The sequence below is a fragment of the uncultured Subdoligranulum sp. genome (genome assembly GCF_937890665.1).
Genome location: NZ_CALADU010000176.1, coordinates 1 through 13707, shown reverse-complemented (window position 1 = coordinate 13707; position 13707 = coordinate 1). Strand labels below are relative to the sequence as shown.

The 13707-nt window shown below is 56.4% G+C and carries 12 protein-coding genes and 1 tRNA gene; 4 read left to right on the top strand and 9 right to left on the bottom strand.

Annotated elements, in window-relative coordinates; translation table 11 throughout:
- Window positions 1–89 precede the first annotated feature (89 nt).
- Genes Q0526_RS10040 through asnA form a run of 3 tightly spaced genes read left to right on the top strand, consistent with a single transcriptional unit; the run spans window position 90 to window position 4629 of the window.
- On the top strand, window positions 90–1829 hold the full coding sequence (locus Q0526_RS10040; RefSeq protein WP_298733109.1) for an ABC transporter ATP-binding protein: 1740 nt from the start codon (window positions 90–92) through the stop codon (window positions 1827–1829).
- On the top strand, window positions 1826–3577 hold the full coding sequence (locus Q0526_RS10035) for an ABC transporter ATP-binding protein (RefSeq protein WP_298733107.1): 1752 nt from the start codon (window positions 1826–1828) through the stop codon (window positions 3575–3577). Before Q0526_RS10040 ends, Q0526_RS10035 begins: the two co-directional genes overlap by 4 nt.
- Before the next feature lie 41 nt (window positions 3578–3618).
- A complete protein-coding gene (gene asnA / locus Q0526_RS10030) occupies window positions 3619–4629 on the top strand; it encodes an aspartate--ammonia ligase (protein ID WP_298733105.1) in 1011 nt (336 codons plus the stop codon).
- Between the two features lie 55 nt (window positions 4630–4684).
- On the opposite strand, the gene Q0526_RS10025 is transcribed toward asnA, so the two are convergent.
- From Q0526_RS10025 to Q0526_RS09995, 7 genes are all read right to left on the bottom strand, one after another.
- A tRNA-Thr gene (locus Q0526_RS10025) sits at window positions 4685–4760 on the bottom strand.
- A 14-nt stretch (window positions 4761–4774) separates the two neighbouring features.
- Complete coding sequence (gene rsmA / locus Q0526_RS10020) at window positions 4775–5659, bottom strand: 16S rRNA (adenine(1518)-N(6)/adenine(1519)-N(6))-dimethyltransferase RsmA (RefSeq protein WP_298733103.1); 885 nt, start codon at window positions 5657–5659, stop codon at window positions 4775–4777.
- An 18-nt stretch (window positions 5660–5677) separates the two neighbouring features.
- Window positions 5678–6892, bottom strand: coding sequence for a S41 family peptidase (locus tag Q0526_RS10015; RefSeq protein WP_298733101.1), 1215 nt, complete (start codon window positions 6890–6892; stop codon window positions 5678–5680).
- Window positions 6893–7059: 167 nt separating this feature from the next.
- Window positions 7060–8280, bottom strand: a complete 1221-nt coding sequence (locus Q0526_RS10010) for a M23 family metallopeptidase (RefSeq protein WP_298733099.1) — start codon at window positions 8278–8280, stop codon at window positions 7060–7062.
- An 18-nt stretch (window positions 8281–8298) separates the two neighbouring features.
- The gene (gene ftsX / locus Q0526_RS10005) at window positions 8299–9204 is read right to left on the bottom strand and encodes a permease-like cell division protein FtsX (RefSeq protein ID WP_298733097.1); all 906 of its coding nucleotides are present in this window, start codon (window positions 9202–9204) and stop codon (window positions 8299–8301) included.
- A 27-nt stretch (window positions 9205–9231) separates the two neighbouring features.
- Window positions 9232–9984: a cell division ATP-binding protein FtsE gene (ftsE, locus tag Q0526_RS10000; RefSeq protein WP_298733095.1), complete on the bottom strand. Its 753-nt coding sequence runs from the start codon at window positions 9982–9984 to the stop codon at window positions 9232–9234.
- Between the two features lie 221 nt (window positions 9985–10205).
- The gene (locus tag Q0526_RS09995) at window positions 10206–11573 is read right to left on the bottom strand and encodes an RsmB/NOP family class I SAM-dependent RNA methyltransferase (RefSeq protein ID WP_298733093.1); all 1368 of its coding nucleotides are present in this window, start codon (window positions 11571–11573) and stop codon (window positions 10206–10208) included.
- A 97-nt stretch (window positions 11574–11670) separates the two neighbouring features.
- Between Q0526_RS09995 and Q0526_RS09990 the strand changes: the two genes are divergently transcribed.
- Window positions 11671–11811: a hypothetical protein gene (locus Q0526_RS09990; RefSeq protein WP_298733091.1), complete on the top strand. Its 141-nt coding sequence runs from the start codon at window positions 11671–11673 to the stop codon at window positions 11809–11811.
- 66 nt (window positions 11812–11877) lie between these two features.
- On the opposite strand, the gene Q0526_RS09985 is transcribed toward Q0526_RS09990, so the two are convergent.
- Both Q0526_RS09985 and obgE read right to left on the bottom strand, forming a co-directional pair.
- Window positions 11878–12282 (bottom strand): ribonuclease III domain-containing protein, encoded by a 405-nt coding sequence (locus Q0526_RS09985; protein WP_298733089.1) that lies wholly within the window; start codon window positions 12280–12282, stop codon window positions 11878–11880.
- 2 nt (window positions 12283–12284) lie between these two features.
- On the bottom strand, window positions 12285–13568 hold the full coding sequence (gene obgE / locus Q0526_RS09980; RefSeq protein ID WP_298733087.1) for a GTPase ObgE: 1284 nt from the start codon (window positions 13566–13568) through the stop codon (window positions 12285–12287).
- Window positions 13569–13707 lie beyond the last annotated feature (139 nt).

Below are 13707 nucleotides of genomic sequence, written 5' to 3'. Positions count from 1 at the left end.
GAGGCAAATCCTGCCATGACAAATGGTTTAGACTGTGCTATACTAAAAGTTATAATGTCAAAAGCTGAACAAATGGGGTGGTTTTATCAATGCATAAACTGTTGCGCTACATCCGGGGCTACGAAAAGCAAGCCCTGTTGGCGCCGCTGTTTAAAATGCTGGAAGCCTGTTTCGAGTTGTTCGTACCGTTGGTGGTGGCCAGCATTATCGATACCGGCATCAAGAACGCCGATACCGTCTTTATCTGGCAGCGGTGCGGCCTACTGGTATTGTTGGCGGTCATCGGACTGACCTGCAGCTTGACGGCTCAGTACTTTTCTGCCAAAGCGGCGTTGGGCTTCGGAACCGCCTTGCGCAAAGACCTGTTCCGTCATATCGATACCCTGAGTTACAGCGAGTTGGACGGCATCGGAACCCCTACGCTGGTAACCCGCATGACCAGCGACATCAATCAGGTGCAAAACGGCGTCAACCTAACGCTCCGTCTGCTGCTGCGTTCTCCCTTTATCGTCATTGGTGCGCTTATCATGGCATTTTCCATCAGCCCGCACCTGACCCTTTTGTTCGTGACCGCCACCGTGATCATCTCGCTGATCATCTGGCTTATCATGCGGGCGACAGTGCCTATCTACCATCAGGCACAAAACGGACTGGACCGGGTCACCCTGCTTACCCGAGAGAATTATGTGGGTGCCCGTGTGGTCCGCGCCTTTGCCCGGCAGGCAGATGAGCTGGCCACCTTTGTGGAAACCAACGATCATCTGAAATCGATCCAGCTCAAAGCCGGACGAATTTCAGCCATGATGAATCCGCTGACCTATCTGGTGGTCAATCTGACGGTGGTTGCCCTGCTGCTGTTGGGCGGACGGGAGGTCAACACCGGCTCGTTGACCCAAGGTGAGGTTATCGCCCTTATCAATTATATGAGCCAGATCCTGCTGAGTCTTCTGCGGCTGGCGGATCTTGTCATTTCGGTAACCCGCGCCTTGGCCAGCGGGCTGCGCGTCAACGAGATTCTCAACACCAAAACCTCTATGCCTGACCCCGGCACCGCCGAGCTGCCTGCGCAGCCTCACAGTCCCGCAGTGGCCTTTGACCACGTGACCTTCACCTATCGGGGGGCTGGCGCCCCCAGCCTGACGGACATTTCCTTTGCCGCGCAACCCGGCGAGACCATCGGCGTAATTGGCGGTACAGGCAGCGGCAAAACCACCTTGATCGATCTGGTGGCCCGCTTCTACGATGCCGAAACCGGCTCGGTTCACTTATTCGGGCAGGACATTCGGCAGTATGGGTTTGCCCAACTGCGACGACTCATTGAAATCGTGCCCCAGCAGGCCATGCTGTTCACCGGTACCATTCGTGACAATATGCGGTGGGCCGCACCGCAAGCTACCGATAAAGAAATTTGGACTGCCTTGGAGATTGCACAGGCTGCCGATTTTGTGCGCAGCAAACCCGGTCAGCTGGACGAGCTGGTGGAAACCGCCGGACGAAACTTTTCCGGCGGACAACGGCAGCGTTTGACCATCGCCCGTGCTTTGGTCCCGAAACCCAAAATTTTGATTCTGGACGACAGTGCCTCGGCGCTGGACTTTGCTACTGACGCTGCCCTGCGCAAAGCCTTGAAGGAAAAGACGCAAGGTATGACTGTATTCATCGTTTCTCAGCGGGCAGCCAGCGTACAGCGCGCCGACCACATTCTGGTGTTGGATGACGGTGCCTTGGTAGGCGATGCCCCCCACGCCGACCTGCTGCACAACTGCGATGTCTACCGCGAAATTTGTCTCAGCCAGCTGAGCAAGGAGGAGGTGGCCAAAACCCTATGAGCAAGACAAAACTCAACCGCTCTACCATTCGACGGGTTCTGGCTCTCATCCGCCCCTATACCGGTTCTGTGGTTCTGACCTTAACTTTGGCCGTTCTTACGGTATTCACCACCCTGCTGGCTCCGGTCATTTCCGGCAAGGCAGTAGACCTTATCCTTGGTCCCGGACAGGTAGACTTTGCCGGGCTGGGCAAATTGGCGGTAGCCATGGCCGCTACCATTCTCTGCACGGCGGTGGCCCAGTGGCTGATGAATGTCGTCAACAACCGCATCACCTTTCAGGTGGTACGGGATATTCGGATCCAAGCCTTTCAGCAGTTGGAAATTCTTCCGCTAAAATATATGGACGCCCATCGTCCCGGTGATGCCATCAGCCGCATCACCACCGACGTAGAGCAGTTCAGCGACGGCTTGTTGATGGGGGTCACCCAACTATTCACCGGTGTGTTGACCATTCTGGGCACACTGGGTGTTATGCTGTATATCGATTGGCGCATTGCCTTGGTGGTAGTGGCATTGACGCCCTTCTCCATCTTTGTAGCCCGCTTTATTGCAACCCACACCTATTCGATGTTCAAGGTGCAGAGCGAGACCCGCGCTGAACTGACCAGCCTTGTGGAAGAGCTGGTGGGCAACGAACATGTGGTGCGTGCTTTCGGGTATGAAAGCCGCGCCGAGGCACGCTTTGACCGGGTCAATCTGGATCTTCAAAAATGCGGTGTACGGGCAGTCTTCTTTTCTTCACTGACCAACCCCTGCACTCGCTTTGTCAATGCGCTGGTGTATGCAGCCGTGGGCGTGTTGGGTGCCTTTGCCGCCATTGCGGGCAGTCTGACGGTTGGTGAACTTTCGGTTTTTCTCAACTACGCCAACCAGTACACCAAGCCTTTCAACGACATCTCGGACGTTATGACCGAATTGCAGAATGCCTTGGCTTGTGCACAGCGGGTCTTTGATCTGATTGATGAGACCCCCATCGTGCCCGATGCGCCCGGCGCAGTGGAACTGCCGATGGGCGCCGGAAGCGTGGAATTTGAGCATGTAAAGTTCCGCTATGTTCCCGATGTACCGCTGATTGAGGATATGAACCTGCGGGTCTGGCCCGGGCAGCGCATTGCACTGGTAGGGCCTACCGGCTGCGGCAAGACCACCCTTGTCAATCTGCTGATGCGTTTCTATGAGATCAACGGTGGATGCCTGAAAGTGGATGGTCATTCCATCGATACCGTTACCCGGGACAGCCTGCGGGCCAATCTGGGTATGGTATTGCAGGAGACTTGGCTTAAATCCGGCACCATCGCCGAGAATATTGCCTACGGCAAACCGGACGCCACCCGGGAAGAAATCATCGATGCTGCTAAGCGGGCGCGGGCCCACAGCTTTATCTGCCGCCTGCCCAACGGTTACGACACGGTGGTAGCCGAGGATGGCGGCAACATCAGTCAGGGACAACGGCAGTTACTCTGCATCGCCCGGGTCATGCTGCGGCGCCCGCCCATCCTGATATTGGATGAGGCAACCTCCAGCATCGATACCCGTACCGAAGTGCTGGTCCAAGATGCTTTTGAGGAATTGATGAAAGGCCGCACCAGTTTTATTGTGGCCCATCGCCTGTCCACCATCAAAAACGCCGACCAGATTCTCGTTATGAAAGCCGGCAACATCATCGAACGGGGCACCCACGACAGCCTGCTGGCCAAAGGCGGCTTCTATGCCCAGCTATACGAGAGCCAGTTTGCTAAAGCATAGCCCCCTATCCCCCATACTTGTAGAAGGAGTGTGTATTTTCCATGAGTTCTGTTCGTATTCCCGAAAACTATAAAAGCCTTCTGGGGCTGTACGATACCCAGAAAGCCATCGGCCTGATTAAGACGATTTTTCAGGAAAAACTCTGCCTTGCATTGCATCTCAAGCGGGTAACCGCTCCCCTCTTTGTGCTCCACGGCAGCGGTCTAAACGACGACCTGAATGGTGTGGAGCGCCCGGTGGCTTTTGACGTTCCTTGTCTGGATGGGCAAGCCGAAATCGTACACAGCCTTGCCAAATGGAAGCGTTACGCCTTGTACAAGTACGGTTTCCGCCCCGGTCAGGGCTTGGTAACCGACATGAACGCGGTTCGCCGGGATGAAGAGCTGGACAACCTGCACAGCATCTACGTCGACCAGTGGGACTGGGAGCGGGTGATCACCGCCCGCCAGCGCACCACCGCCTTTTTGCAGGACACCGTGCGGGACATCGTGGATGCGGTGTGTGCCACCTCCGATGAGCTGCGTTGGAAGTTCCCTGCCCTGAAAAAGGTCCATCTGACCCGGGAAGTCACCTTCATCACCACACAGGAGTTGGAGGATTTGTACCCCGATTTAACGCCCAAAGAGCGGGAAAACGCCTTTGCCAAAGAGCATGGCACCACCTGCATCCAGCAGATTGGCGGCAAGCTGAGAAGCGGCAAGCCCCACGATGGCCGTGCCCCCGACTATGACGACTGGACACTGAACTGCGACATTCTGTTCTGGCACAAACCGCTGGGCTGCGCCTTGGAGTTGTCTAGCATGGGCATTCGCGTAGACGCTGATGCCATGCGCCGTCAGTTGGCCGAAGCCGGCTGCCCCCAGCGCGCTGAGCTGCCCTTCCACAAAATGCTGCTGGACGGCACCCTGCCTTTGACGATGGGAGGCGGTATTGGACAGAGCCGCTTGTGCATGCTGCTTTTAGGAAAAGTCCACGTAGGCGAAGTACAGGTTAGCCTGTGGGACGACGAAACGGTGAACGCCTGCCATGAAGCCGGCGTAGAACTGCTGTAAGCTTGAAAAGACCATAAAAAGCCCCCGGTGTGAATCCACACCGGGGGCTTTTCTTTGGAGCTAGTAACAGGAATCGAACCTGCAACCTGCTGATTACAAATCAGCTGCACTGCCAATTGTGCTATACTAGCGGGACTAAATTAGTTTAGCACATTGGCGAGGTCTTGTCAATGCCAGAAAGCGCTTCCAACAGAGCGCCGTAATCCTGCAGCGTCAGTTGCTCGGGTCGAGCACGCTGGTCCAGCCCTGCGGCTTGCAGCGCCGCAAGGACTTCTGCCTTGGGACGATGCAGTCCATTGGCGATTGCATTGGTTGCCGTTTTGCGCCGCTGGGAAAAGGCTGCACGAATCAGAGCAAAGTAGGCGGGTTCCTGTTCGACCGGCAGTTCCACCGGCGGCTGCTGCCGCACATCCAGCCGAATCACCGCACTGGTGACGTTAGGGGCCGGATAAAAACTGCCCGGCTGAACCGTGAAGAGCAGCTTGGGCTGGGCGTAATAGGCCACAGCATAGCTGATTGCCCCCGCCTCCCGCGTGCCGGGCGCCGCACAGAGGCGCTGTGCGGCTTCCTTTTGCACCATGACGGTAATGTTGCGAATGGGGAGTTTTTCCTCCAACAGACGCATGAGAATCGGGCTGGTGATGTAGTAGGGCAAGTTGGCACAGACCGCCACCGGCTTGTCGCCAAATTCTTGCGCCAAGAGGGCTTTCGGGTCCACCTTGAGCACATCGTTGAGCACCAGCTTGAAGTTATCATAGCCAGCCATTGTTTCGGCCAACAGCGGCGGCAGGCGTTTGTCCACTTCGATGGACACCACCCGATCGGCTCGTTGGCAGAGCTGCTCGGTAAGTACCCCAATACCGGGGCCAATCTCCAGCACACCCCATCCCGGACCGATCCCCGCAGCTTCCGCAATACGGGGGCAGATTCCGGGATTGATGATGAAATTCTGTCCAAAGCCTTTGGACAATGCAAAATCATACCGCGCACACAGGTCGCGGATGGTAGAAAGGTCAGTCAGATTGGGCACAGTCTGCTTCCTTTCTGATCAGCCCTGCCCCGTCAGCGCCATCGCGGCATTGACGGCCTTGCTGATCTGCGGGTCGGTATCCACGGTATAGTCGTAGTAAGCGCTCTGTTCATCCGTCGACAGGCTGGCATCCACGTCCGGCGTCAGACCTTTGTCGTTCCAGCTCTGGCCTTCGTTGTCCAGCAGCAGCCCTACCGTAATGTAGGCGGCAGAACCGTCCGAGAAGCTCTGGGCGTCGCTCATCACCACGCCCTTGCCAGCGGTGGTGGTGCCCACCAGTGTGGCGCCTGCCATCTTTTTCAGCGCGTTGGCAAACAGTTCTGCACCACCCGACGTGCTGCCATTTACCAGACAAACCATCGGCAGGGTGATCTCATTTTCATCGGACATGCGCAGGTCGGTGACGTTGCCATCCTTGTCCTCCTGCTGGGCAATCAGACCAGAGGGGACGCAGTAGTCTGCCGACACCAATGCCGCATTGAGATTGTCGCCGGTGTTGTCACGCAGGTCAAAGACAAAGCAGGTTGCCCCTTGCTCCTGCAAACTGTCCACCGCATTTTTGAACTCGGTGGCCGTGCCGGTGCCAAAAGAATCGATCCGAATATAGCCACAGGTATCCGCCGTCAGTTGGTAGAATACCGTGGGGGTATTGTAGTTGGTGTGGACCAGATCCAACGTCTGCTCCTGACGATCCGGCGTCAGATAGGTGATGGTGGTGGTAGTGCCTTCCTCACCCAGCAGCGCCGAGGTAATGGTGGCTGTGTCCGTCATGGTTTTGGTGGACACATCGTTGATGGCCGTGATAAACCCTCTGGCTTCCAGACCGTTTTCGCTGGCCGGCGAACCGTCATACACCCGGATGATACGAGCATACCCGGAGGAGGGGTCGTTGACTACCGATACACCGATCCCCGTCAGCTTACCGGACTCCACTGCCTGCATCTCGCTATACGCCTTGGCATTATAGTACCGGGCGTATTTATCGTTGATGCCCAGCATATAGCCGGCTGCCAGCGTATCGTTCAGGGTATCTTCGTTGATGGTAAAGTATTCGTTGGCGCGGACAAAGCGGTCAATTTCCGAGAGTTTGTTGTACTGCCGTTCCTTATTTTTGACACTGGAAACGGTGGAGTTGAACATGTTCATCGAAACGACCATCGTAAGTGAAAAAGTGACTGCCATTGCGATCAGCGCGATGGTAGCGGCTACGCCCAGACTGATTTTTTTGCTCATGGAACAGACGGCTCCTTACTGATTGGTGACCGCATCATGCGGCGAAAGACAACGAAAAGATAATGGTGCTGAACAGGCTAACGATCATCAACGCTGCAAAAACCAGACAGAAAATGCGTACAGCCGTTTTATGCTTTTGCGGTTTCATAGGTATCCCCTTTCCCGCATCAATGCGGAATCCAGTTGGCAGCGTTGACCAGCGTGCCGTTGATCTTCATTTCAAGATGCAGGTGGTTGCCGGTAGAATAGCCCGTCGATCCCACATAGCCGATAACCTGACCTTTGGTGACACTCTGGCCGGCGCTGACCACCGGCGTACTGATCATATGGGCATACAGCGTGGAATAGGTGCTGCCTTGATCGTCTTTGCCGTGGTAGATCTGCACATAGTTACCCCAGCTGTAATGGTAGGTAGCGTCGGTCACGATGCCGTCTGCCACCGCATAGATGGGCGTGTTGGCGGGAGCTGCGAAGTCGGTGCCGCGGTGCCCACCGGTTCCGAATACGCAGGAAATGTACTTATAACTGGCCAATGCCGGGCCAAAGTTCAGCGAACAGGTCAAGGCGGCGCTGCTGTACTTGTCCACCTGCGAATTCAGGTAGGCATCCAGTTCTGCAGCTGCCTTGTCCAGATTTTTGCGGGCTTCTTCCTCTTCCGCAGCCAGCACCTCTGCCGCTGCATCTGCTTCCGAAATCGTCTGGTCCTGCTGCTGAATGCTCGTCTGCAGCTCAGACTTCTTGCTGTCCAACTGACTGTTCTGATTTTGCAGTTCGGCCTGCTGGGCTTCCAGCTCTGCCTTGGCGTTTTCCAACTCGGTTTTCTGGGCTTCCAGTTCCTGCCGCTCCGCCTCAATAGTCTGGCAGATTTCCTCGTCTTTGCTGGAAATCTGCTCCAAGGTATTCGCAAAGGTCAGCAGTTGATATAGGTTCGTGGCACTGGAAAGCAACGCAATGGAACCGCCATCGTTGAGCATCTGCATAGCGCCCAACCGATCTTTGAAGCCTTCCCACCGCTCATCGTACTCGGCCTGCTTGACATCCACTTCCGCTTGCTTTTCATCAATCTCCAACTGTTTGGCGTTGATGTCTGCTTCCACCTGCGCAATGGATTGCTGCAACAAACCGATCTGGGTGGTAATGATCTCGGTCTGCTGTTCAAACTGTTCTTTCAGGTCTTCGGCGTTGGCTTTGTTGGCCTGATTCTCTTTGATCTTATCCTGAATAGCTTCCAACTCTTGCTGGGCGGCCTCTTTCTGTGCCTGCAATTCGGACTGCTTATCGTCCGCCAGTGTAACGGTGTTGGTGGAAACGGCCAGCGTGACCACCATCGCTACCGACAACGCCAGCGAAACGGCTCGTTTTATGGCAGGAGATCGTTTCATCTTCATGGTACTGCTTTTACTCCCTCACACATTCAGATGCTTACGGATACTGGTCGCTGTGCCGATACCGCACAAAACAAAGCCCAGCAGGGCAAAACCGACCACAATATAATACCATACCTCGGTCAAAGGCACCAACTGGCCGCCAAACATCTGGGTCAAGCTGGTCGGATTTTCCACGTACCAGCGGCAAAGTCCATAATAAGCACCGCATACCACGCCGGAGGCAATGGCAGCTGCGATGAGGCCGGAGGCCACACCTTCCACAAAGAAGGGGAAACGGATAAAGCCGTTGGTGGCACCCACCAGTTTCATAATGCCAATTTCCTTACGGCGGTTGAACACCGTAATCTTGATGGTATTGTTGATCACCACAATGCTGACAATGGCCAGCACCGCCACTACCGCATAGCAGGCATAGGTAATCGCCTTTTGCAAAGACACAAAAATGTTGGACAGTTCCAACGGCGCATTGACCTGATAGACCCCGTCGATCTGCTCCAACTGCTGCTTGACGGTGGGGATGTTGTCGGGGCTGTCCACTACCACACGATAGTTGGGATAAAACGGGTTGTCCTCCGAGAAGGCCTCCTCCAAGTTGATGTAGTCAGCCAGCGCTTCATTATAAATGGAAAGGACCTCTTGCGGGGAAACGTACGTCACCCCTACCACATGTTCGGTACTGCGAATGGCGGAATCTGCCGCGGCAATCTGTTCCTCCGAAGCATCCAGATTCATATAAACCACGGTTTCGTTTTGATCACCGATATATTCCACCATGGCATCGATGTTGACGCCCAGCAGATAGGCTGCACCGATCAGCAGCATGCAGACCGTCAAAACGCCCATGGAAGCAAAAGTCATCAGTCGGTTGGCCCGCAAATTGTGCAAACCTTGCCCGACCAGATAGGTAAAACTGGAAAAACGCATGATGTTCCCCTCTTTGGTTTAGATCCATTATTCGTCGTCGTACTCATCCCGACGACGGGCTGCCACCTTGGCGGCGTATCGACGGGCCACTTCCGGATGGGCGGTGTCCGAAGCCACCATACCATCGGCCAGTGTGATCACGCGATTGTTGTATTTGCTTGCCAACTTATGTACCAGTTCGTGCTCGTGGGTAACCACGACGACGGTAATGTTGACCTTATTGATGGCTTCAAAGAGCTGCATGATGTCCATAGACATTTCCGGGTCAATGTTACCGGTAGGCTCGTCCGCAATGATGATCTTGGGACCGTGGGCCAACGCCCGCGCCACCGCTACACGCTGCTGCTCACCGCCGGAAAGCTCGTCCGGCAAACGGTCCATCTTGTCCTCCAACCCCACAAGGGAGAGGGCAAACGGGACACGGGCCTTGATCTTTTTGGTGGAAATGTTGGTCACCCGCATGGCGAAAGCCACATTCTCATACACCGTCATGGTGGGAATCAGGCGGAAGTCCTGAAACACAACACCCATCTGCCGACGCAGATAGGGCACTTTGCGACGCTTCAGCTTGGTAAGATCCTGCCCGTTGATCAGCACACGGCCTTCCGTGGGCTTTTCTTCCATCTGGATCAGCTTAAGAAAGGTGGATTTTCCTGCACCGGAATGCCCCAGAATAAAGACAAATTCGCCTTCTTCAATATGGATATTGATATCTTCCAACGCCACGTTTTCATCGTTATGCGTCTCATAGGTTTTGGATACATGTTCAAAATCGATCATTTGGTAAGCTCCTGTTTGACATGCTACGTCCGATAATGGTTACAGTCATACATTTATAAGAATACCATGCTGGGCACTTTCGGTCAAGGGGGCCATTCCGGACAAAAGAGTGAAAATTATGCGAAGGTCCGCCCAGCCCCGTCCTATAAGGGAAAACAACCGCGACCGGAAAATTCTTACAAAACCGGTCGCGGTATTTTTCTGTTTGGTTGTTTTTGCTGTCAGCCCAGATTACGCAGCCCCTTGGGATAATGATTTTTGATGCGCCCGCCGCTGACTTTGCCCCCGCCCAGCGGGAAGCCATCCACACAAACGGCACACCATCCATTTTGGGCGGTCTGTGCGGGGATCTCCTCCCCACGCAGCCATGCCGCTGTGCGCGGATCCCCCCGGGTCAGTTCTTCGCGGTTCGTGCATTGGGTACCGTACGCCATAAACAATGCATGGGCCGGCTGGAACCGCTTTTTGATAACGCTGCCAGCCAGCACACCACCCCGTACCAGACGCAGTTTTCCCAGCGGCAGCGCTTCACTGCCCGCCGGCGGCAAAACCACCCATTCCCCTGCCGCAGTCACTGTACGCTGTGCCAACTGCGGGAAATACATCTCAGCAAACGCCGTCCACTCGGCGGGTACTTTGGCGGGGCGCGGCGGCTTGCCTCGCCACGCCTGCGGCGGCTGGGCTCCCCCCGCTTTTTGCAGCTTGGCCATAAAGTGACCCTCGCCGCCGTCGGCCGGCCAGATGCGGCGACACCGCTCGGCAGCAAAGCCTTCCGGTCCACGGTTTTCTTCGCCAGGACGGCCGAAACCGCAGTCCGAAAGATCGCAGAGGGTAAATTCGGGATGATGCTGCAGGAACGCCGCAATTTGGGCTTCGTCTTCCTGCGGGGCGAAGGTACAAGTAGAATAGACCAACACGCCGCCCGGCGCCAACAGGGTAGCGGCATTTTCCAAGATTTCCGCTCCCAGTGCCGCACAATGGGCTACCAACGTTTCGTCATGTTGGGCAGTTGCAGCAGGCTCCTTGCGGAACATCCCCTCCCCCGAACAAGGGGCATCCACCAACACCCGATCAAACCGACCGGGCCACGCCGCGGCCAACCGTCCTGTGTCCTCGTTCGTGACCAACGCGTTGGTCACCCCCATGCGCTCCAGATTTTGGCGCAAAATTTCAGCACGAGCCGCCACAAATTCGTTGGCTACCAGCACGCCCTGCCCTTGCAGGGCCGCCGCCAACTGACTGGTTTTGCCCCCCGGGGCGGCACAGAGATCCGCCACCCACATACCGGGGCGCACATCCAACAACGCAGCAGGGGCTGCAGCGCTGGGTTCCTGCGCATACAGCACACCTGCATGGTGCCATGGATGGCGACCGGGCCGCCAATCCGGCGCGGTGGTAAAAGCCGTCGCACAAAAGGGCGAAGGCGTTACCGAAAAATCGGCCTGCACTGCAAACCACGCCGGCGTGCAGCGCAGCGTATTGACGGTCACGCCTCGGGCCGGTTCCGGTGTGGCATAGCTATACAGCTCCGCAAAACGAGGTCCCAATAAGGCACGTTCCCGTGCGGCAAACCCAGCGGGAAAATCCATCCCGTTTCCTCCTTGCATAAATACGCCATGAGCGGGCAAACTACCAGTGCGGACAAAACCGCAGATCGTTTTTTACTTGCGAAAGGAGCACTCTCTCATGGCAAAGAATCAGACGAACAACACGACCAACCGCAGCACCAATACGACCAACACCACCCAGAAGAAGACCACCAACGGCACCCAGCAGCGCAGCACCAACCGCACCACCAGCGCTACCGAGAGCAAAAACTGCAAGTGATCTTCTGCCGCAGGTCCGCTGCGGCATAGAAAAGGCTCCGGCCCCCAAAGGGGGCCGGGGCTTTTTTCAGGTGGGCTGGTACCCCGCCCACAGCGCATCGAACAATTCTTGTATCCGGTCGTTGCGGCCTTGCAGATAGAGCCATCCCAACAGGCATTCAAACCCGGTGGAAGCCCGGTATTCCTGCACAGTGGCATGCTTGGCCACGCTGGCCTTGCTGGCGTTTTTGCCCCGCCGCAGCACACTGGCTTCGGCTTCGGTCAGCAGGGGTTCCAAAATCTCCAATTCCCGGCTCTGGGCATGGGCGCTGACATAGTGGGTGGCCACGGTGTGCAGCCGGTTGGGCTGCAGCCGAGTAGTGCCCACCAATTTAGAGCGCACCAGCAGTTCCAGCACAGCATCCCCCACAAAGGCCAGCGCCAAGGGAGACATTTCGTGGATATCCACTTCGGATTTCGTTTCAAACAGCATACTCAATACAGATAATCAAACTCGTATTCGCCAATCTTGATGGTGTCTTCTTCTTCAACGCCCATCGCCACCAGCTTATCCAGAATGCCGGAATCCCCCAACTGGGTCTGGAAATACTGCAAATTTTCGTAGTCTTCCACATTGGTACCGGCCAAAATCCGTTCCAACCACGGCGCGTCCACGGTAAATTCGTGTTCGCCGGTCTGGGTGACCGTGAAAGGCCGGGTGGGTTCCAAGCTCTTATCAGGCCGCTTGTATTCCGGCTCATAGACTTTGATGGGAGGCAGATCCTTCAAGCGATTGTAGACCAACGCCGGAAGGTTGTCCACCCCCTGCCGAGTAGCGGCAGAGATGGGCAGGAAGGTAAGGCCTTTGGCCTCCACATACTGCTGGAAGTCTGCGATTTGCTCCGGGGTGGCAATGTCGCACTTGTTGCCCAGTACGATCTGGGGACGTTGTGCCAGTTCGGCGCTAAAGCCCGCCAATTCGTGGTTGATCTGCTCAAAGTCCGCCTTGGGGTCACGGCCTTCGCAGCCCGAAACGTCCACCACATGCAGCAGCAGACGGCAGCGCTCCACATGGCGCAGGAAGTCATGGCCCAAACCCACACCCTCGGCAGCACCTTCGATGAGGCCGGGGATGTCGGCGCAGACAAAGCTCTGCTCCGGGCCAACCCGCACAACGCCCAACACCGGCGTCAGGGTGGTGAAATGATAGTTGGCGATTTTAGGCCGGGCCGCCGAAATGATGCTGATGAGGGTGGATTTGCCCACATTGGGGAATCCGATCAATCCCACATCGGCAATGACCTTGAGTTCCAGCTTCACGTGGAGGTCCTCGCCGGGCAAACCGGGCTTGGCAAACTTGGGAATCTGCCGGGTGGGCGTGGCAAAGTGAGAGTTACCCCACCCGCCGCGGCCGCCTCTGGCCACCACCACCGGTTCGGAACCGGATAGGTCGGCAATGACCAGCCCGCTTTCGGCTTCCTTAAGCACGGTGCCGCGGGGGACCCGAATCACCAAATCGTCGGCGTCGGCGCCGCTTTGCCGTTTGGCGCGACCATTTTCGCCGTCCTGTGCCGTATATTTGCGCTTATAGCGGAAATCCATCAAGGTGGACAGGTTGTCGTCGGCCACAAAGATAATGTCGCCGCCGCGGCCGCCGTCGCCACCGTCGGGACCGCCCGCTGCCACGTACTTTTCGCGGTGGAAGGTCACCGCGCCATCGCCGCCCTTGCCGGCATGCAGCCAGATCGTAGCGGTATCAATAAAATTGCTGGTTGCCATAGTATACCTCGCGCGGTGCCGGGCACCGTTTGTAATAAAAATCGGGCAGGCCTTGCCGGCCCGCCCGTCTGGTGTTTTTACTGCTTGACCGTGCAGCGCTTGCGGTCACGGCCCATGCGCTCGAAGTGAACGCGGCCAT

What these genes read in the sequence shown, in the direction of transcription:
- Q0526_RS10040 (WP_298733109.1), top strand. Translation starts at nt 90, where the DNA reads ATGCATAAACTGTTGCGCTACATCCGGGGCTACGAAAAGCAAGCCCTG.
- Q0526_RS10035 (WP_298733107.1), top strand. Translation starts at nt 1,826, where the DNA reads ATGAGCAAGACAAAACTCAACCGCTCTACCATTCGACGGGTTCTGGCT.
- asnA (WP_298733105.1), top strand. Translation starts at nt 3,619, where the DNA reads ATGAGTTCTGTTCGTATTCCCGAAAACTATAAAAGCCTTCTGGGGCTG.
- Q0526_RS10015 (WP_298733101.1), bottom strand. Translation starts at nt 6,892, where the DNA reads ATGAGCAAAAAAATCAGTCTGGGCGTAGCCGCTACCATCGCGCTGATC.
- Q0526_RS10010 (WP_298733099.1), bottom strand. Translation starts at nt 8,280, where the DNA reads ATGAAGATGAAACGATCTCCTGCCATAAAACGAGCCGTTTCGCTGGCG.
- ftsX (WP_298733097.1), bottom strand. Translation starts at nt 9,204, where the DNA reads ATGCGTTTTTCCAGTTTTACCTATCTGGTCGGGCAAGGTTTGCACAAT.
- ftsE (WP_298733095.1), bottom strand. Translation starts at nt 9,984, where the DNA reads ATGATCGATTTTGAACATGTATCCAAAACCTATGAGACGCATAACGAT.
- Q0526_RS09995 (WP_298733093.1), bottom strand. Translation starts at nt 11,573, where the DNA reads ATGGATTTTCCCGCTGGGTTTGCCGCACGGGAACGTGCCTTATTGGGA.
- Q0526_RS09990 (WP_298733091.1), top strand. Translation starts at nt 11,671, where the DNA reads ATGGCAAAGAATCAGACGAACAACACGACCAACCGCAGCACCAATACG.
- Q0526_RS09985 (WP_298733089.1), bottom strand. Translation starts at nt 12,282, where the DNA reads ATGCTGTTTGAAACGAAATCCGAAGTGGATATCCACGAAATGTCTCCC.
- obgE (WP_298733087.1), bottom strand. Translation starts at nt 13,568, where the DNA reads ATGGCAACCAGCAATTTTATTGATACCGCTACGATCTGGCTGCATGCC.